This window comes from Paraburkholderia sp. GAS199 (assembly GCF_050436585.1).
Taxonomy (GTDB): Bacteria; Pseudomonadota; Gammaproteobacteria; order Burkholderiales; family Burkholderiaceae; genus Paraburkholderia.
In genome coordinates this window covers 1,060,138-1,079,872 of record NZ_JBNDMM010000001.1, presented here as the reverse complement: position 1 = coordinate 1,079,872, position 19,735 = coordinate 1,060,138, and the positions used below count along the sequence as shown (strand labels likewise).

Sequence of the window (19,735 nt, the reverse complement as noted above, 5' to 3'; positions counted from 1 at the left end):
AATGTGAAGAGGAGCGGTTCGAATCCATCGCTCGAAGACTATCTCCGCAAAGACCTACGAAAAACAGGGAGGCGATCGTGGATGCACTAGTCGTGCTGTTTGGAGAAGGAAAAGACCTCTCCTCGCTTCAGATGGCGGCACGCGCGGCCGCAACATTTCTCGCGGCGCTAGTCTTTATCCGGATTTCCGGTCGCCGCTCATTCGGGCAACGCTCACCGTTCGATTATGTCGTCGCCATCCTGTTAGGTGCGACGATGAGCCGTGCGATAGTCGGCGCATCTCCCGCGCTGCCAACATTCATTGCATCGCTTGTCATCGTGCTCATGCATCGAGCGTTAGCATGGGCCTGTGTCCGGTCTCACGCACTGGAAGTGTTAGTGGGGGGCGTGGAACGCCAGTTATACCGCGACGGAAACTTCGATAGACAACAAATGCTGGCCGCACTGGTCTCGCAGACCGACATTCTCGAAACCGTACGAAAAGAGCTCGGTACAGAAGCGCTCGACAAGGTGCAAGCTGCGATTCTGGAACGTAACGGCGAGATCAGCATTATCCGAAAGCCAACGGCCGACCGATGACAGACGACGGAAGTCGTTGTTGGTTTCGAGTAAAGCAGCGAAGTTAGAGGCTCCGGCCAGCAAGCAAATTCCCTACCCAAACTCCCGCAGGCAACAATGCCAGCTAGTCACATCCATCGTCGAGGCCTTTTCCACACGTTCCGCGAGGCGATTTCCAGTTTCCTCTCGGACCGCTGTGCAACGCTGGCAGCCGGCATCGCCTTCTACTCTGCCTTTTCGCTTGCGCCGACATTACTCATCGTTCTCGCCGTTGCCGGCTGGTTTTTTGGACCCGACACCGCGCAGGGACGGTTGTTCGGCCAGATAAAAAACGTCACCGGCCCGGAAGCCGCTAGCGCGATGCAGGATATCGTCGCTCACGCCCATCGCACGTCCGGCAGCGGCATTGCCACCATCCTGTCTGTCGTTTTCCTCGTTGTCGGCGCGTCGGCGACGTTTTCGTCGCTCAATTCGGCGCTTAACCTCGTGTTCAAGGTCGAACCGCCGAAAGGCATCTCAGGTTTCGCGTTTCTTCTGCGCGCAAGACTCATTTCCTTCGCGCTCGTGATGGGGTTCGGCTTTCTGCTTGTCGTCTCCCTCGTGCTCGACGCCGCCATCCAGACAATAGGACATACCGTGCTCGGTAGCGTCGATCTGGCCATGCTCGCGACCGCCTTGCAGTTCATGTTCGGACTGGTCGTGCTAACAGCCGGCTTCGGCATTTTGATTAAATGGCTGCCAGACCGGCACGTCCCGTTCGACTACGCATTCACGGGTGGCCTGGTGTCAGCCATGCTATTTTCCGCGGGACGACACCTGTTCGGCTTTTACCTCTCACACGCGCAAAACGCGGGTTCCTTTGCGGCGGCCGGGTCACTTGCAATGTTGATGTTGTGGCTGTTTTTCTCGGCGGCGGTTTTTCTGCTGGGCGCGGAGCTGTCCGCCTCCATCATGGGCGTCACCGTCAAGACGGCTCAATCGTCCAGTCATAAATTGCATGGCTCTTAGGCCAGTTCAAGCCTTTTGTTTCGACTGATGCCTCCTTGCGCGCGGGAATACCCCTTGCGAATAATTCGGGTAAAGGGAGCTCTCATGACGTTAGTACTACTCGTCGAAGACGATGAAAATTTACGCGGAGCACTTACGACGGTCCTGACCGGGGATGGATACCGGGTGAGCACGGCTGAAGATGGCCGATATGCGATGATTGAAATCGCGCGAGAGCGGCCCGACATCATCGTGTCGGATGTCATGATGCCGCATATGGATGGCGTCGCACTCGTCCTCGCGCTACTCGCGGTTCCTTCGCTTTCCAGCATTCCGGTCGTCATGACGTCCGCAGGAGCGCGCCGACCTAACGTTCCGGTTCACGCTTTTCTGTCGAAGCCGTTTTCTGCGCTGCAATTGCTGACGATCCTGCGCGCGCTGCAACAGCCTTGACTCCATTTTTTGCGGCACTGTACGCGCAATGCTTACACGGACGCCGCTTGGGACGGCAAGTTTGACCGTTGTTATCCTATTCCCGGCTCCTCATCCGCACAATTTCCCGAGCGACGTTCTGGCTGCAATTTCCGTAGCACGTCCATCTTGCGGCCGTGGCAAAATGTTAGCGCTGGCCTGTAAGTTCCTATACAACCCGGCGATTCGCCGACGGCCGCACGGTACAGTCAATGTTTGCCGGCCCCCATCCTTGCCTTCGGCTATTCCGATTTCGGACGCGGCTCATCTTCATGGAACGCTATCGCTCACTCAACGGCCGCGAAGACCTCTCGTCGCGACCAGCAAGGCAGCCCGACCACGCCGCAGAGAATGCTGCACTGGTGCGGCTTGCCGCGGCTCAAACCGGACTGCGCGAACATCTTCTCGACGAGATTTCGCAGGCGGCGTTATCGCTCTGCAAGGCCGGCAGCGCGGGTATGAGCCTGCTTGAGATCGTGGGCGAAAGCCGCCAGTTCAGATGGCTCGCCGTGGCGGGACTTTGCGCAGATCTTCGCGGCAAGGCAACCGCATGGGACGAATGCCCGTGTGGCATCACGTTGCAGGCGGGCGAGCCGCAACTGTTCGTCAAACCGCAGGACTGGTTCCCGAGCCTCCGCTTTCCGGAGGTCGAGGTGCCCGAAGGGCTCGTGGTCCCGATAGCAAGCAATGGCACGCAACTAGGCGCGATCTGGGTGATGTCGCACGACCCAAAACATCAGTTCGACCGGGAAGATGTACGGCTGCTGTCCAATTTGGCACTGTTCGCCGGTGCGGCGTTGACCGTCGTGAATGAACGCGACAACGGTATCGCGAACGATCAGCGACACGGCGAATTCATCGCCATGCTCGGTCATGAACTTCGCAATCCGATGGCGCCGATCGACAGCGCAATTGGCGCCGCGAAGAAACTCTGCGCCGACAATACTGCGGCCGTTGAAGTGCTGACCGTGGCGCAACGACAGGTCCGGCATCTCCGTACCCTGGTAGACGATCTGTTGGATGCGGCGCGACTCAAGCACGGCAAACTCGCCATCCGTCACAGCGATACGTCTCTCAACGACATCACGTTCGATGCTATAACCACGGTCAAGCATCATTTCGACTCGCGACGGCATACGTTAAGAATAAACGGACTGGACGCTCCCATCCCCGTCTATGCAGACCATGTTCGTTTGAGCCAGGTATTGGGCAATGTGCTGTCGAATGCGGCGAAGTACACACCAGCGGGCGGCGTCATCGAAATGAGCGTGATTGCCGAGTGCTATGACCAGGAGCAAGGCGTACGCGGCGCCGTGACTGTCCGCGTGAAAGATAATGGCATCGGTATCGATCCCGCCGCACAACCACATATTTTCGAACTGTTCGCACAGTCGGCCCGAAATAATGCGCGCTCGGAGGGCGGACTCGGTATCGGTCTTGCCGTTGCGAGGCGCATGGTGGAACTGCACGGAGGGACTATCTCCCTGCAAAGCGCCGGGCCCGGCACAGGAACGGAGGTGACGTTGCAACTTCCGATTTTGCGGGAAGCGCCTACATCCGTTGCGGTGGAACCAAGGCCGCGCGACTCGCTGCCCGGTTCGGTTCGCGTGCTGCTGGTCGACGACAATCAGGATGCGCTAGTGGCGTTGGCACTATTGCTGGAACTCGAAGGCCACAACGTGAACACCATCGATAACGGCCGCGACGCGATCCGCCTGATTTCCGAAACCCGTCCTGAGGTAGCAATTATCGATGTCGGCATGCCGGACGTCGACGGCTTCGACGTGGCACGCGCGATTCGGGGCGACACCGCGCTGGCTGGCGTCATTCTCGTTGCGCTCACAGGCTATGCCGCGGAATCCGACAAATCGCGGGCGCTTGCCGCAGGTTTCGACTTTCACCTGACCAAGCCGATGTCGCTGGAGAAATTGAACCACATTATCCAGAACCGCACAGACCGTGGTTTAGGCGGGATTGTTTGAAGTAAATAGGGCATCCACGTGCCCCTCCGCGAGCGGCTTACAATGCCCGCTCATCTCGACGCCAGATAGTCCACTAGTTCCTCGATCACCACCGGCTTCACAAAAAACCGGATGAATCCCGCCGAGTACCGACTTAGCGCGACGAGTGTCGGCTACTCCGCTCCATGCAGGGTCAGCAGAGCCTTTGCCGCGTCGAAGTCGGGCCTATCGGCCAAGTCATGATCGACGACGTCGATTGTCGGCTCACACTCTTTCACCATATCGACTACGGCTTTTGCAGCGCGACAAACGTGTCGCGGATTCTAGTTAGCGACTGCCATTTTTATTCCACTTCGCTTTTGTGCCGTGGTTAACTATTCGCGAGAAGCCGGCGCAAGCTCCACGCCGTTCGCATTGCCCAACTTTGACGCAGCATTCCGCAACCCGGTCTGCACGAGTTCTTCGACGGTTGGATGATAGAACGGCATCCGCAGAAGTCCTTCTACCGTTTCTTCCCGCTGAACTGCCCATGCGAGGAGATGGGCGAGATGCTCGCCAGCGCCGCAGAACAACGCAGCACCCAGCAGCTTGCCGCTGTGCGGCTCGACGTAAAGGCGCAGCTTGTTTTCGTTCTGCCCGACAATTCCGGAGCGCGCGTTGTCGTCGCCCTTCCCGTCTACCACCAGCGTGCCGGCGGGCAACTCGTCAAACGGACGACCGATTGCGGCAATATCCGGATTCGTAAATGCAATGGACAGCGGCACACGGCGCTGCCACGCGTTGTTCGATTCGTGCCGCGCAGCGTTCCAGCCAGCGATACTGCCCTCGTCCGCCGCTTCGTGCTGCAACGGCCGATCATCGTCGACGTCGCCGGCAATATAGAAACTTGAATTTCCTATACGCATGGTCTGCGGATCGAATTCAACCTTGCCGTGCTCGTTCACCTCGATGCCGGCGTTTTCCAGTCCTAGCCCACTCAGCGCCGCTCGACGGCCCAACGCCACGAGTACGCATTCCACTTCCGCGCGCCGCTGCTGCGTGTCGCCTGACTCAAGCGCGAAAAATCCGCTGGCGTGACGCTTCAACTCGACGGGAGCATCGAGCCACAGTGTCATTTCGAGGCCAATTTGCCGGCGTGCCGCCGCGGCTATTTCTGGATCCCTGATCGCGCCGATGACATTGCCTTGATCCGCACCAGTCACTCGTACGCCGAGGCGACTCAATGCAACGCCCATTTCGAGCCCGATGGCCCCCAGTCCAATCACACCGATACTCGACGGCAACTCGTCGAGGTCGAATAACGAATCCGTAGTGAGAATTCCGCTACCCAATGCGCTCCATTTCTCGGGGACAATCGGAGCGGAGCCCGTCGCGATAACGATCGCCGTCGCGCGGACGATCACGCCGCCGACGTCGAGTTCGTTCGTGCCAGTCACGCGTGCGTCACCGAGTAAAAGTCCATTGCCGGCGAGATCGCGCGTTTCACGCGCCATTGCTTCGACCGATTCATCGCGTGTCTTTCGCGCAGCGAGCCATAGCCGGTTCGCGATTTCGCTCACTTGAGGAGCGTGATTGCCATACTGCCCGGAGACCGCGGCCATCAAATCGCTCGCATGCAGAACGGCCTTCGAGGGAATGCAACCGACCCGCGCGCACATGGTGCCGAGCTCGCCACGCTCGATCAGCACAAAGGTTTTGCCTGCATCTCTGACCTGGCGCAGGGCCTTCATTCCGGCAGTTCCCGCTCCGATGATCGCAACATCTACTTCGATTTTTTCTGTCATTCCCGGCAGCCTTTGCGCAGATTACGTTTGTTTAGCTTTGTGACAGATCGCCGTTAGATAAGCGTGACTAGAGGTATGGGGTTTTGTTCGCCGCATGTGCCGCGCACGCACGACTCGCTCGAATTGCCAATAAGGTTTTCAACGAAGCCATGGCGCGATTCGCTCCAGGCCCGCTCAACTGGCCTGGTCTGCGACCGCTTTCTTGCCACTGCGATCCTGCGGCTGCTGACACGCTTCAAGATCCGCCGCCTTTTTTCTCAGATCTTCGTCGCTTGGATTTTTCGTCGATAGTCGCAGATAGGCGGCCGCCAGACGTCGCAACTCTTCTTCCGACGCGTCTTCGATTCCGATCAGGTTGTTGTCGGCCGAGCGATGCGACGACAAAAGCTCGTTCAGCTTCATGTGCAGCGCAACGCTATCCTTGTTCTGGCTTTGCTGGATCAAAAACACCATCAGGAATGTGACGATGGTCGTTCCCGTGTTGATCACGAGTTGCCAACCGTCGGAGTAATGGAAAATCGGACCGGTAACGATCCACGCAATGACCGTCACTACTGCAAAGCAGAATGCCGCCGGAGAGCCGGCCCATCGCGTGACGAGACTTGCGAACCTGTCGAATACCTTGGTAAGCGGATGCCCGCTTGCGTAGGCGGGGCTCGACGTATCGGGGATAGTCGCCAACTCGTCCGTGGGTGCAACGGAAGAGGAATCGCTTTTCATGACGGCGCTCTCGAGGATGAGTCACCGTGAAACGCAACATTCGTACCTGATCAGCGATCCATGCGGACGATGTCAGAACAGCACGAGAATCCGAGTCACCTCGTTCACTCGCGCTGCCAGGTCAAAAATTGATGAATCTGCCCCACGACTGCCGCGCCCTCACCGACGGCTGCCGCGACCCGTTTGGTGGAACCGGCGCGAACATCACCGATCGCAAATACGCCGGGCACGCTGGTCTGCAGGTTCAACCGATATTGCATCTGATCCCGGCTCCCCTCGACATCCGGACCGGTGAGAATGAAGCCATGCCGGTCGACGTTGACGCCGCAGTCGCCGAGCCATCCGGTGTTGGGATCGGCGCCTATGAACAGGAATACCCTGCAGATATCGAAAGTGCGCTCCTCCTCGCTGCGGGAGTTGCGAACCTGCACCTGCGTCACGCCCTCTTCATCGCCGACCAGCCCTACGATTTCAGAATGGGTATGCAACTCGATATTTGGTGTGGCTTCAATCCGGTCGATCAGATAGCTCGACATGTTCGACGCCAGGCTGCCCTTGCGGATGAGAAGGTGAACCTTCGCCGCGTGACCGGCAAGATAGACCGCGGCCTGCCCGGCTGAATTGCCGCCGCCGACGAGCACGACCTCCTGCATCGAGCACAATTGGGCTTCTACGGGGGATGCCCAGTAGTACACGCCCTTGCCTTCGAATTGTTTGAGATTGCCCAGTGACGGCCGGCGATAACGCGCCCCGCAGGCCAGCACCACGGTGCGCGCCTTGAGCCGGGTCAGGCTGCCGCACATTTCCACCTGAAGCGGATAGCTGTCGCAATACAGGCGCCCGGCCGGTGCAGGGATGGCGATCTCGACGCCAAACTTTTCCGCCTGGACATAGGCACGGCCTGTCAGCGCGCCGCCCGAGACCCCGGTGGGGAACCCGAGGTAGTTTTCGATACGTGCGCTCGCGCCGGCCTGTCCGCCGTAGGCGCGTGTTTCCAGCACCAGCACGGACAAACCCTCCGACGCTGCGTACACCGCCGTCGCCAAACCGGCGGGACCCGCGCCGACGACGATCACGTCCCAAACCTTATCTTCGCTCAAAGGACGTAGCAGGCCGATGTTGCGACCCAGTTCGACGATGGTCGGATTCTTGCTCACGCCGATAGCCGGACAAATCACCAGCGGCCAGTCTTCCCGAGCCGGCTGAAGGTGCGCGACCAGTCGTGCCGCCCGTTCGTCTTCGAGCGGATCTAGAACCGTATGCGGGTGGGCGTTGGCCGTCAAAAAACTCTGTAAGCTGTGGATGCGGCCATGACCACGCGGACCGATGATGACCGGCCCGCCGGAATTCCTCTCCAGAAACGCCACACTGCGCAGTATCAGCGCCCGGACGAGGCGTTCGCCAAGCTCGGCATGGGCGACGATCAGTGCGCGCAACTTCTCGGATGACAGACGGACTACCTCCACGTCGCCTATCGCTATTCCGTCTACCATTTCGGGGCGCGCGGACAATTGCCCAATGTCGCCGGAGAACTGGCCGCCCCCTAACGTGATGATGCGCGAGTCGTTCTCGAAGCCATCGTGACAATACAGGGCGATACACCCCTGGAGAAGAACCAGAATGCCACCCGTCGGTATGCCGGCGCGTAGCACCTGCGCACCATCGGCGAATTGCTGCTTCTCGCCGAAGCGGGCGACATGGCGTATGTCTGCCTCGCTGAGCGTGGGATAAATCTGGTGACGCCGCTTCTCAAGTTCTGGCGTAGGCAGTGGCGGTTGGTCTTCATCCGACTCGCCAGGAAACTCCGCATGCTTGCTGGTCATGACGACTCCGTGTCAGCCGTTCGATAGAAGGGGCTGCGTACTGTATTCCGTGGAGTCTGACACATTTACTTCGGATGGATCGGCTGGCATGCTATCGAACGCCATCGCCTTGGCGTCTGCAGTTAGCGGGTCGTCAGCCGCCTGTTCGGACGAGTTAAAGCGGCGTATACGCAACGGCTTGCCGCTGCGTGTCGACCGGAGCCAAACCAGCGTCTTTACGGCGGGTAACGTCATCGCAAAGCGCCGTCTGAGCCCGCCGCATACACGGCGGGCTCGGCGCACGACGATGGTGGTTCAGAAATCCTGCGCAGTAGGTCGCAGCACGATTTCGTTGATGTCCACGTTTGCGGGTTCATCAATGGCATACGCAATCGCTCGCGCCACCGAATCGGCAGGAATGGCCAGCTTGTAGAACTCCTTGACGAACTTGCTGCTTTCCTCGTGGCTACTGCCCAGTTTCAGTTCGGAATCGACTGCGCCCGGCTCGATCGTCGTGGTGCGGATGGAACCGCCGACTTCATGGCGCAAGCCTTCCGAGATCGCACGCACGGCGAATTTCGTACCGCTGTAGACCGTGCCGCCAGGGCTGAAGACCTTCACGCCCGCCACCGATGCAATGTTGATGAAGTGTCCGCTGCCCTGCTGCTGGAAGACCGGCAGCGCGGCGGCGATGCCGTACAGCACGCCCTTGACGTTGATGTCGATCATGCGGTCCCATTCCTCGACTTTAACTTCGCTCATCGGAGCGATGGCCATCAGGCCAGCGTTGTTGACCAGCACGTCGATGCGTCCAAAGGTCTTCACGGCGGTGTCGATCAGATTTTTCACCTGTGCCGCACTGGTCACGTCGGTAGCGACCACTTCGACCTTGCCGCCGGCGGCGCGAATCTCGTCTGCCAGCGCGTTCATCATTTCCAGCCGACGTGCACCCAGCACCACCGAAGCGCCGCGTGCAGCCAGCATGCGCGCCGTGGCTGCGCCCAAACCGCTGCTTGCACCCGTAATGACGACGACCTTGCCTGCGATATTGTTGCTCATGATTTTTCCTCGTGTAGCGAGATGAATGAAGACTGCATGAACACGAGTGTAGAAAGGTCGCCTATACCGGTAAATGGAAATGTTACGATTAGACAATTCCTTTTTGTGGAATAGTCAATCGTGCAAAATCGGCTCGAAATGCTGCGTATCTTCGTGGCTGCGGCTGAGTCGCAAAGCTTCAAGGAGGCGGCTGCGCAGCTTGCCATCTCGCCGCAGGCAGTCACGCGCGCTATTCAGGATTTGGAGCGGCTGCACGGCGAAGTATTGTTTCACCGCAATACTCGCGGAATCCAGGTCACGACTTACGGCGAAGCGCTTGCGGTCCGCGCGAAAGCCAGTGTCCGCGAGCTGGACGAATTGTTCCTGCAGGCACCTGTGCGGGAGGCGCAGGAACTGGAAGGCATCGTTCGCCTGACGGCGCCCGTGATGCTGGGCCGCCGATGGTTGATGCCCACGCTGGAAAATCTCGCCAGCACGTATCCGCTCTTGCGCTTCGATATGCATCTGAGCGACGCCCGTGTTGCGGTCGTCGATGACCGCATTGATATCGGCGTGCGTTTCGGTCCGTTGCATGACAACCGTTTCGTGGCCCGCCGCGTCGCAGCGCCGGCATTTCACGTTGTCGGCACTCCGGAACTGATCGCGCGCCACGGCAAGCCTGCCCGCATCGAACAGTTGCACGACTTGCCAACGACGGCCTTGCGAGACGTAACCGCCGGCAAGGCGTGGCCTTGGTACTTTGCGAACGGCGCCCAAATCATTCCTGGCGCACCGCGTTTTATCAGCAACGACGGCGACGCCGAATGTCAGGCGATCCTCGCGGGAATGGGCTTTGGCCAGATTCCCGCGTATCTGGCCGATCCGTATATCGCCACGGGGCAATTGGTCCCTGTGCTGGAAAAGTTTATGCCGGAGCCGTGGGAAATCTACGTTTATCGTCCGCAGCGTGGCCCGGTTCCAACCCGGATTCGCCTGGTGTTCGACTCGTTCGTGGCGGCGTTGGATCGATATTCCTGATTGCCTTGTGAGACGCGTGCCGTCGGGTTCGACTGCGAATGCGTTCGCCGACAATTCGTTTTTGCAGATACCGTTTGGGGTGTTATCCGAATACCCTCTGCCGACTAACGAAGCCAGGAGCACGAACCCTGCCCTTCGAGTTACTTCTGGATTTCACTAGCGTAGACATTTGCGGGCGCTAGCGCAGATCGACTAGCCATCAATAGGACCAAACACAAGATGTGCAAATCGTTGCTCGGGTCCGTTGTCATTGCCAGCCGCAGCGGCCTGTATCAGTCGCGGCACCGGACTCCAAAATAAACGCAGTTTTCCTGCCGGTTTTCCGGTTGATATAAACCATCGAAGGGACCATTGTTCCCTGACTCACCATCTGATACTCACCTGTGACCTGCCTTCCGTAGACCTCGATCCACGTCGTGGTAGTTTCATCAGGGGCATTCTTGTCGAGTGTTTCCGAAGCTGATTCGGCCAGGATCAACGGAATGGCTTGCCGCGAGTTCTGGTACCGGACAAACCCCCACGACAACTTGCTCGACGAATCAGAATAGGTTTGCAACTCGAAGTTGGTCGATTTCGCCCCGCCCGAACCAAAGCAAAACGTATCGTGACTGATTTCCGCGTGGGCGATCAACGGAGCAAAAAGCAAAGAGGCCGAAAAAAATAGTGCCTTCATAGGTGTCATCGAATCAGGGTTCTCGCGGTATCAAAAATGTATCGATCGCGTGCTGGCTAGCGCATAACTTTGTCCCGATCTTCGGGTGCGGCGGACTATCTGGCATCACAACATGTGGCGGATTGCCGGCTGTTTCTGCTACCGGGTGTCCCTGTGCATCAACAACGGGTTCCTTCTTTCCATCAACGGACGCCGTTCGGAGCAGCAAAGTGTCTGCGCACCGAGCCCCGTCAATCTGCTCCGCCCGGTGGGATAAGTCGCTCTGGCGGGATGAGCAGTGATAGCAAAACTTTCCCGCACAACTCCCCGCCAACAACGCCCGAGGTGCTGCAAACGGTTAGCGTCCTAGAAAGACAGCAACTGCACGGCCTCGGAAATCAGCACCTCCCGATCTGCCGAATCGTCTTCCATCAATCTAGCGAGTCGGCGATCCAGCAACAGCATTGCAAGGCCATGTACGAACGACCATGTGAACACGGTGATGGCCCGGCGGTTACTGATATCTGGGCGCACTGCTGCGATCTCCCGCTCGAGAATATACAGAGCACAATCCATCGAAGCGACAAGCGTCTCGCCGCGCTGATCGCTCGGACGTGCCGGCCCGAACATGAGCCGGAACCGCTCAGGGCGGTCTAACGCAAAATCAACGTAGACGCGCGCGACGCACCTCACCCGCTGCGCCGGCCCATCCTTTACCAGGGCAAGTGCCTCCTCGAGACGCCCGACCAGTTCATCCGCCCCTTTCTTGGCAATCGCCGCGAGAAGCCCGTGAACGTTTCCAAAGTGGTGCGCCGGCGCGGCTTTGGACACTCCTGCACGCCGCGCGCATTCGGCTAGCGTGAAGCCGCCGACGCCCTGCTCCTCAAGAACAGCTTCGCCGGCTATGACAAGGGCGGAGCGCAGGTCGCCGTGGTGATATGAAGCCTTCGGCTGGATTGATGCAGGGTGATCGTGAATCATCTTGACTCGGTTAAGATCGAAATATAGAGTCGCATCTTACCCTCGTTCAGATCGCCTGAGTAGATTTCTGCGACTGCTTCTGCAGGGTGACGCAAGAAATGGAGGTCCCTAGGCATCGTGTCCTATCGACTTGCCTTTGAATGAGGCAGACGATAACTCGGGCCCCACTCGCCAGAAGTCACCGCCGGGCGTTAGTACGACCATAAACTGAATCGGAGCTTTCAATGTCAAACGTTACTTTCAGCACTACTAATTATGAAAAACCAAATCCTCCGACGGGCAATTGGAAAACTTACACTGAGGAACGGAAGGTATTGACCGCGTTCGGTCAAGTTAGCGTTCGTACCGGCGGCAACGAAGCCGGGCCGGTTATGGTTTTCTGGCCCAGCCTCATGCTGGACGCGTCAATGTGGAGCTACCAGTTCGATCATTTCGCGTCGGACTACCGGATTGTGCTGGTTAATCCGCCGGGAATCGGCGAATCGGATGCCCTCCGCCGTCCAATTTCCGTCGAGGAATCCGTTGCATGCCTGAAGTCGATTCTCGACGCCCTCAATATCGAAAGATGCATCGTCGTCGGCAACTCCTGGGGCTCCCTCGTCGCCGGTGTTGCCGCAGCCGATCTGTCTGAACGGATAATCGCGGCCGTCATCACGAATGGGACGGCGTCACCGTCAACGCCGGAGTTGATCGAACAGATGACCGGGGTGGCCGCAGGTCTGGAACAAAGCGAAACCGCTCCCGACTGGCTGCTGCCAGCAGTACAACAGGGCTTTGGAAGTCATGCCGCCGAAGCCCGCAATCCTGAGTTCCTGGCCTATCTCGGCCAGGTGATGCGCGAGGATCCCGTCTCGCTCGCTTTCGCGATCAAGGGAATCCTGCTCGCCCGCAAGGATCTCCACGCGACGATGCGCCGGATCCGTGACGTGCCAGTGCTGGTCATCGCAGACGCCGAAGATCGCGTGTTCGATATCGATCAGACGCAAAGCCTCGCCGATGCGATTGCCGGCAGCGAGTTGGTCGTCCTGCCGGACACAGGACATCTTGCCGCGCGTGAGAATCCCAATGCTGTCAACACAGCGATCGATGCGTTTCTCCTCAAGCATCAGGCAGTTCAATAAGCTACTGGCCACGAAGCGATGAATGAACAATCTGTATCTACTTTGCCCGAGACAATGATCGCTATCGATCCGGATGAACCGGGTGGCCCGGAGGTGTTAAGACCCGTCGTCCGCCCGGTACCCAAACCGGGGCCGGGAGAATATCTCATCAAGGTCGCAGCGGCTGGCATCAACCGCCCGGACGTGATACAGCGTCTCGGGCACTATCCTCCACCCGCCGGCGCACCACGTATTCTCGGCCTGGAACTGTCGGGCACGATTGTCGAGGCAGGCCTGGACGCAGATCCGTCGCGCGTAGGGCAAACGGTCTGTGCACTGGTACCGGGCGGCGCCTACGCCGAGTATTGCTGCGCCCCTTCAGGTCAATGTTTGCCCGTACCCGCGGGCCTTACCATGATCGAAGCAGCGGCTCTGCCTGAGACGCTGTTCACCGTGTGGAGCAACTTGTTTGATACGGCACAAGTGACCGAAGGCAACGTCATCCTGGTACACGGCGGTACGTCTGGAATCGGCACGATGGCTATTTCGCTTGGTCGCCTGTTTGGTCTGACAGTCATCGTTACCTGTGGGTCCGAACAAAAGTGCGCGCGTGCGCTGGAAATCGGAGCTGCTCATGCGATCAACTACAAGACCCACGATTTCGTCGAAGAAGTGAAGCGCATCACGGATGGACGTGGCGTCAACGCAGTGCTGGACATGGTCGCAGGCAGTTACGTGGCGCGCAATCTGCAGTGCCTCGCCGACGGCGGCCGACACGTCACGATTGCCGTTCAGGGCGGCACGAAGGCGGAGATCGATATGGTGCCGGTGATGACTCGCCGACTTACGCTCACAGGATCGACGCTGCGCGCACGGTCGACCGCATTCAAGGCGCACATTGCAGACACATTGTTGCACCGCGTCTGGCGTCACCTGATCGAAGGACGATTAAGGCCAATTATCGATACGACGTTCCCGTTATCGGATGCCGCGAAAGCTCACGCTAGAATGGACGCAGGTGAACACGTGGGAAAAATCGTGTTGTGCATCGCTTGAGGCCCAAAGCCATTCGCTACGTCCTTGTTCAATGTAGTTGTCCTGGTCCGAACGAGTCTTTCGGATTTGCTCTAAGTTGAAAACGGATCGAATAGCAGTCTTGCAGCACCGGAGACGACATATTCAAAGAGCAGTTCCACGAGGCTCACTTCGCGAGTTTCACGGTCCGATAGCAGGATGACCTCGCCGCTTTCCGAAGTTGAAGCAAAGTACAGCAGGCCATCGCTACGAAACAATGCGGTCACAGATCGTAAGATCGAGAGCGGGGTGAGTGCAAAAGCGTATTGCGAAATGAAAGCGGCATCAGCCAGCGGACCACTTCGAAAGTCCTCGGTAACGCTAACCTTTTACTGCTCCCCAAGAATCGAGGGCGAACGGCTTTTCTCGGATCATCTTCGCCGCCGCCTCGTTGACGATCCTACATTGAGCATGTGCGGATTCAGACTGGTCCTGCCGCTCGAGTGACCGCTATATAGTTCGCATGAGTGGTAGGAATTGGCCGACTTCTGTCCAATGCGATTGGCGTATGTCGGCCCTTTGAAGACATTGAAACTGCAATACGGGAGCTAACCGGGTATTCTGTGACTTAGCTAAACTAAAGAAATTTGCGTCACTTGCCGATCCAGGCCGGAGGCGAGCGGTAAGCTTGAAAAATTGCTCGCACCTGGAAGAGTTTCCAAACGCAGGCCTCAGAGCTGCGCCAAACCGCCATCGACTGCGACCTCGCTTGCGGTCATGAAGCTGCTGTCCTGAGAGGCAAGGAAGGCCGCCACCGCTCCGATTTCCGCCGGATCGGCCATGCGTTGAAGCGGTGTCATCGACGCGAAAACCTTCTGGCCTTCCTCGCCCAACGCTTCCTTCGCGAGTTCGGTCGCCGTCGCTCCGGGCGACAACACGTTCACCCGAATGCCCGTGCCTTTCAAGTCTTCCGCCCACGTCCGTGCGAGATTCCGCACCGCAGCCTTGCTCGCGCTGTAGGCGCTCATTCCCGGCGCGCCGGTGGTTCCGGCGCTCGAGCCGGTCAGGATGATCGAACCGCCCGCGCGCATCAACGGCAGCGCTTGCTGTACGGTGAAGATCGTCCCCTTCACATTGGTGTCGAAGGTCTCGTCGATGTGCTCGGCAGTGATTTTGCCGAGCGGGAGTTGGCTGCCCGCGCCTGCATTTGCGAAGACGATATTAAGGGTTCCACGCTCGGCCTTCACCGCCGCGTAAAGGCGATCAAGGTCGCCTATATCGGAGACAGAGCCGCTCACTGCGCGGGCATTGGGACCGAGTTCCGAGATTGCAACGTCGAGCAATTCCTGCCGGCGGCCGAAGAGAAACACAAAGGCCCCCTCGTCGATGAAACGTTTTGCTGCGGCCCGGCCGATGCCGGTCGCACCGCCGGTGATAACAGCGGTCTTTCCATTCAGTCTGGTCATCACGTGCATCCAATTTTGATTAATACGGAAGCATCGAACTGCTTGCTTGAGACCAGTATGCAGTTCTGATAACCTGAGGACAAGTATGCACCTTTTGGTAACTATCAAATGAATGACTGTTCCGAGCAATGCGGTGGCCGCTATTCCTATGGACTCGCTGCCACACTCAGCATCATCGCCGGCAAGTGGAAGCCACTGATCCTCTATTTCCTTCTTGACGGTCCGAAGCGCTACGGTGAACTCAAACGCAACGTCCATGGGGTGAGTGCCAAGGTACTGATTCAGCAATTGAAGGAACTCGAGGCTGATCGCATCCTGGAGCGGACGGACTATAAGGAAGTGCCACCACGGGTGGACTATGCGCTCACGCCGCTCGGTCGGAGTCTGGCCGACAAGATCGTTCCGCTATGCACGTGGGGAACCGAGAACATGGCAGAGATGGTGAACGCGCTCGCTGAGCGTGATCATTCGTCCTAGAGGCTTACGAGCGACCGAAAGTGGCCGACACTTGCCCGACGCGGCGGAGCACCATCGACCGTTGCCGTCGTTGAACGCCGTGGCACCTCAACGGCGGTGTATCGATGCTGAGCCGGCGCTCTCTTGTGCGGCGGGAAGCGCGAGCCAGCGGTCGTAGTTGGCCCCATACTCCACGCAACAGGTCGATTGCACAACGCGTTGGCCGCGCCGCGCTCAGCTAGACGGACTGAGTTGCACGCTCGCGCAATCGCACGTGAGCTCGCCTATCCGCCAGTTTTGAGTTGCGCCCACAGCCTGCCCTCCAGCCGCTTGATCGTCGACGGCAACGGCTTGAGCAGGAATAGCGTTTTCAACACGGAATCAGGCGGATACACGGTCGGATCATCGAGAATTTCAGGGCGCACGAATTTACGGGCGGCTGCATCGGCATTGGGGTAGAACACCTCGTTAGTAATGGCTGCATGGACCTCGGGACGCTCGATATAGTTGATCCAGTCGAGCGCAGCTTGCGGATGCGGTGCATCTTTCGGAATCGCCATCATGTCGAACCACACCGGCGCACCACCGGCGGGAATGAAGTATTTGACCTCGTAGCTCTTGTTGGCTTCGCGCGCGCGATGACTCGCCATCGACACATCGCCCGACCAGCTCAGCGCAAAGCAGATATCGTCGCCGGCCAGATCGTTGATGTAGCTGGTTGCGTTGAATTGTGTGATGTACGGGCGAATCTTCTTTAGTGCTTCATAGGCGGCCTGGTAGTCGGCCGGATTCTCGCTGTTCGGATCCCGGCCGATGTAGTGGAGCGTGACCGCGAACACATCGGATGGCGCGTCGAGTACGGACACGCCGCAACTCTTCAGCTTGCTCAGATATTCGGGCTTGAAGAGGATGTCCCAACTATCTAGCGGCGCGTCGTTGCCGAGAATTTTTTTGACGCGCGTGACGTTGTAACCGAGTCCTGTGGTGCCCCACGCCCACGGCACCGCGTATTGATTGCCGGGGTCCGCATCAGCGACTAGCCTCAGCAGACTGCGGTCCAGATTCACCATGTTCGGCAGTTTCGATTTGTCGAGTTTTTGATAGATGCCGGCTTCGATTTGCTTTGCGAGAAAGTTTGAAGTGGGCACCACGACGTCGTAGCCGGTTGAACCTGTCAGCAGTTTTGCCTGCAACGTTTCGTCACCGTCATAGACGTCATAGCGCACCTTGATGCCGGACTCCTTTTCAAAGTTCGGCACCGTGTCTTTCGCGATGTAGTCGGCCCAGTTGTATAGATTGAGCTGCTTTTCGTCGGCCTGCGAGCTTGCGTCGAACGCACAGAGCAGCAGTGCTGCCAGCATCGGCTTCATGATCGGGTTGGTCAATTTAGTTAGTCATCCATAAAGGTTTAGATAAAGCCGTTGGTCTTACATGCACTGAAGGCGTTGCAGCTTCTGATTGCGCATGAGGCACAGCATGTCGGCGGCAAGATGGGCGGCGGCGAGTGCGGTCACGTCGCTGTGGTCGTAAGGCGGAGACACTTCCACAACGTCCGCACCCACCAGATTCACAGGGCCCAGCGCGCGAACGATTTCCAACGCCTGCGCCGAGCTGAGACCGCCCGCTACAGGTGTGCCCGTGCCGGGCGCGAAGGCCGGATCGAGGCAATCGATGTCGAAGGTCAGGTAGGTCGGCTCGTCGCCCACAATAGCCAGCACTTCGTCGATCGTTGCCTGCGTGCCGTTGCGATGCACCCAGGGCGCGTCCAGAATGCGCACGCCCATGAAATCGTCGTTCCACGTGCGAATGCCAATTTGCACGGAATGCGCGGGATCGATGAGCCCTTCGCGGATCGCTTTGTAGAACATCGTGCCGTGGTTTAGCGAGTCGGGATTGTCGTCCGGCCAGGTATCGCAATGCGCGTCGAAGTGGATCAGGTTCAGCGGTTTGCCGTACTTTTCCGCGTGCGCAATGAGCAGTGGGTAGGTGATGTAGTGGTCGCCGCCCAAGGTCAGCATGCGTGCGCCGGTCGCCAGAATCTGGCGTGCGTGGGCGATGATCGCATCGCGAATCCCGAGCGGATTGTGGGCGTCGAACCAGCAGTCGCCATAGTCGACCACATTCAGATGATCGAACGGATCGATCCCCCACGGAAACGCACCCAGCTCGGACAATTGCACGGAGGCGGCCCGCATGCCCGCCGGACCGAAGCGCGTGCCCGGGCGGAAGGTCGTGGCAAGGTCGAGCGGAATGCCGGAGACGGCGACGTCGACACCGGTGAGATCGCGCGTGTATGGCCGGCGCATGAAGGACAGCACGCCCGCGTAGGTCGGGGCGGCAGGTTGCCCGTCGATACCTGCAGCGGCGGTTGGTGTGAGGTGGGAAGAGGCAAGGCTCATGGTCATACGAAACGGTCCGGTCAGTTTTAACGGACGCCGTCACACAAATATTTCTCATATCTGCAGAGACGGCGGGATGCGGGTGAGCGGCAACTGACGCTATCATTGCGGGTAGAAATTCCATCGAAAAGCGAAAAATCTTGCTGGAAGTATCGATATTTTTAATATCTCGTGATCTTCGACAATGCGCAGACTTCCCCCTTTGCAGGCCTTGCTCGCCTTCGATGCCGCCGCGCGGCTCGGCAGCTTCACGCGCGCGGCGCAAGAACTCGCGCTGACGCAATCGGCAATCAGCCATCAAATCCAGCAACTCGAGGAATGGACCGCGCAGCCGCTGTTCCGGCGGATCGGGCGAGGCGTTGCGTTGACCGCCGCCGGCACGCTGTATGCGCAGACCGTGACATCGGCGCTGGGCACACTCGCCGACGGCCGCGACCGTATCGAGCCGTATGGCAATCCTGATTCGGTGATTATGGTCTGTGCGCCGCAGTTCGCGTCGGGCTGGCTGATGCCGCGCATGCGCGCGTTTTCGGAGGCGTTGCCTGACATTGAGATCTGGCTGGTGACCGGAGAAGAGGTCAACGAGATCGATCGGATTGACGTCGACCTGGTAGTCTCGGCGAAGGAGATACGCACGCCCGAGGTGCTATGCGAGCGCTTGCTGGACGAAGAGACGGTCGCCATCTGCGGGCCTGTCACCGCGCATCGTCTGCGCTCAGTGCCCTTTCCCGAGTTATTGACGAAAGCGCCCTTGCTGGTTCACGAGGCCCATCCGGATTGGGCACCATGGTTGCCTGAACTGCGGCGTGGCGGATTGCGCACCCGGCGCGCGATGACCGTCAGCGATCCACGCTTCCTGGTGGCGGCCGCCGAGCAGGAAGCGGGGATCGCCATGGTGTCTCGGCTCGCCGCCGGCGATGCGCTGACAAGCGGGCGCGTCGAGGTCCTGCCGCAGGTGCCGGGATTCGCGCTCGCCCCACTCTGGTTGATGCGTTCAGCGCAGCCGGCGCGTTCCGCTGGGGTGGATGCGGTCTATGAGTGGCTGGTCGGAGCTTGCCGCGCCGAGCGCTAGACGCCACAGCGTGCACGTGGCCAGCCGGGCGTGATGAAAGGCCTGTGCTCCTATAACCGTTCTGACCGACGCCTCAATTGGCCTGATTGCGGGCGAAGGTCCGCTATCTGATTGGACCTGACGTTTGCGTGGGTAGGCTAGCGACCGAACTGGCCGAACCGAGTCACCTCGTCTACCGCTTCCCCAAGCTCTTTGCTCGCCCATTTCCATCGGGTCCTCCAACCCCGTGTCTCTCCC

At 58.9% G+C, this 19,735-nt stretch carries 18 protein-coding genes; 9 read left to right on the top strand and 9 right to left on the bottom strand.

Translation table 11 applies throughout. The features are described from left to right. The first annotated feature begins 74 nt into the window (after positions 1–74). From P3T18_RS04690 to P3T18_RS04675, 4 genes are all read left to right on the top strand, one after another. The gene (locus P3T18_RS04690; RefSeq protein ID WP_429299040.1) at positions 75–578 is read left to right on the top strand and encodes a DUF421 domain-containing protein; all 504 of its coding nucleotides are present in this window, start codon (positions 75–77) and stop codon (positions 576–578) included. 96 nt (positions 579–674) lie between these two features. Then, positions 675–1,565: a YihY/virulence factor BrkB family protein gene (locus P3T18_RS04685; RefSeq protein ID WP_429298737.1), complete on the top strand. Its 891-nt coding sequence runs from the start codon at positions 675–677 to the stop codon at positions 1,563–1,565. Positions 1,566–1,649: 84 nt separating this feature from the next. Next, a complete protein-coding gene (locus tag P3T18_RS04680) occupies positions 1,650–1,997 on the top strand; it encodes a response regulator (RefSeq protein ID WP_429298736.1) in 348 nt (115 codons plus the stop codon). Positions 1,998–2,287: 290 nt separating this feature from the next. After that, the gene (locus P3T18_RS04675) at positions 2,288–3,997 is read left to right on the top strand and encodes a hybrid sensor histidine kinase/response regulator (RefSeq protein ID WP_429298735.1); all 1,710 of its coding nucleotides are present in this window, start codon (positions 2,288–2,290) and stop codon (positions 3,995–3,997) included. Between the two features lie 353 nt (positions 3,998–4,350). On the opposite strand, the gene P3T18_RS04670 is transcribed toward P3T18_RS04675, so the two are convergent. From P3T18_RS04670 to P3T18_RS04655, 4 genes are all read right to left on the bottom strand, one after another. Further along, positions 4,351–5,760, bottom strand: a complete 1,410-nt coding sequence (locus tag P3T18_RS04670; RefSeq protein WP_429298734.1) for a dihydrolipoyl dehydrogenase — start codon at positions 5,758–5,760, stop codon at positions 4,351–4,353. Between the two features lie 174 nt (positions 5,761–5,934). Next, entirely contained in the window at positions 5,935–6,480 is a 546-nt protein-coding gene (locus P3T18_RS04665) for a low affinity iron permease family protein (RefSeq protein ID WP_429298733.1), read from the bottom strand. 104 nt (positions 6,481–6,584) lie between these two features. Next, complete coding sequence (locus P3T18_RS04660) at positions 6,585–8,303, bottom strand: FAD-dependent oxidoreductase (RefSeq protein ID WP_429298732.1); 1,719 nt, start codon at positions 8,301–8,303, stop codon at positions 6,585–6,587. Between the two features lie 294 nt (positions 8,304–8,597). After that, the gene (locus P3T18_RS04655) at positions 8,598–9,341 is read right to left on the bottom strand and encodes an SDR family oxidoreductase (RefSeq protein ID WP_429298731.1); all 744 of its coding nucleotides are present in this window, start codon (positions 9,339–9,341) and stop codon (positions 8,598–8,600) included. Between the two features lie 120 nt (positions 9,342–9,461). Here P3T18_RS04655 and P3T18_RS04650 point away from each other — a divergent pair, with 120 nt between their 5' ends. After that, positions 9,462–10,358 carry a LysR family transcriptional regulator gene (locus tag P3T18_RS04650; protein ID WP_429298730.1) on the top strand — a complete coding sequence of 299 codons (897 nt, stop codon included), beginning with the start codon at positions 9,462–9,464 and terminating at the stop codon, positions 10,356–10,358. Positions 10,359–10,605: 247 nt separating this feature from the next. Here P3T18_RS04650 and P3T18_RS04645 read toward each other — a convergent pair whose 3' ends face one another. Both P3T18_RS04645 and P3T18_RS04640 read right to left on the bottom strand, forming a co-directional pair. Then, entirely contained in the window at positions 10,606–11,031 is a 426-nt protein-coding gene (locus P3T18_RS04645) for a hypothetical protein (RefSeq protein WP_429298729.1), read from the bottom strand. A gap of 345 nt (positions 11,032–11,376) precedes the next feature. Then, positions 11,377–11,991, bottom strand: coding sequence for a TetR/AcrR family transcriptional regulator (locus P3T18_RS04640; protein WP_429298728.1), 615 nt, complete (start codon positions 11,989–11,991; stop codon positions 11,377–11,379). Between the two features lie 224 nt (positions 11,992–12,215). Here P3T18_RS04640 and P3T18_RS04635 point away from each other — a divergent pair, with 224 nt between their 5' ends. Beyond that, on the top strand, positions 12,216–13,112 hold the full coding sequence (locus P3T18_RS04635; RefSeq protein WP_429298727.1) for an alpha/beta fold hydrolase: 897 nt from the start codon (positions 12,216–12,218) through the stop codon (positions 13,110–13,112). Between the two features lie 54 nt (positions 13,113–13,166). Next, complete coding sequence (locus tag P3T18_RS04630) at positions 13,167–14,147, top strand: NAD(P)H-quinone oxidoreductase (RefSeq protein ID WP_429299039.1); 981 nt, start codon at positions 13,167–13,169, stop codon at positions 14,145–14,147. Between the two features lie 689 nt (positions 14,148–14,836). On the opposite strand, the gene P3T18_RS04625 is transcribed toward P3T18_RS04630, so the two are convergent. After that, on the bottom strand, positions 14,837–15,571 hold the full coding sequence (locus P3T18_RS04625; RefSeq protein ID WP_429298726.1) for an SDR family NAD(P)-dependent oxidoreductase: 735 nt from the start codon (positions 15,569–15,571) through the stop codon (positions 14,837–14,839). Positions 15,572–15,679: 108 nt separating this feature from the next. Between P3T18_RS04625 and P3T18_RS04620 the strand changes: the two genes are divergently transcribed. Continuing rightward, a complete protein-coding gene (locus P3T18_RS04620; RefSeq protein ID WP_429298725.1) occupies positions 15,680–16,048 on the top strand; it encodes a winged helix-turn-helix transcriptional regulator in 369 nt (122 codons plus the stop codon). 263 nt (positions 16,049–16,311) lie between these two features. On the opposite strand, the gene P3T18_RS04615 is transcribed toward P3T18_RS04620, so the two are convergent. Beyond that, complete coding sequence (locus P3T18_RS04615) at positions 16,312–17,397, bottom strand: polyamine ABC transporter substrate-binding protein (protein ID WP_429299038.1); 1,086 nt, start codon at positions 17,395–17,397, stop codon at positions 16,312–16,314. A 57-nt stretch (positions 17,398–17,454) separates the two neighbouring features. Further along, the gene (speB, locus tag P3T18_RS04610) at positions 17,455–18,432 is read right to left on the bottom strand and encodes an agmatinase (protein ID WP_429298724.1); all 978 of its coding nucleotides are present in this window, start codon (positions 18,430–18,432) and stop codon (positions 17,455–17,457) included. Between the two features lie 178 nt (positions 18,433–18,610). Between speB and P3T18_RS04605 the strand changes: the two genes are divergently transcribed. After that, a complete protein-coding gene (locus tag P3T18_RS04605) occupies positions 18,611–19,498 on the top strand; it encodes a LysR substrate-binding domain-containing protein (RefSeq protein ID WP_429298723.1) in 888 nt (295 codons plus the stop codon). Positions 19,499–19,735 lie beyond the last annotated feature (237 nt).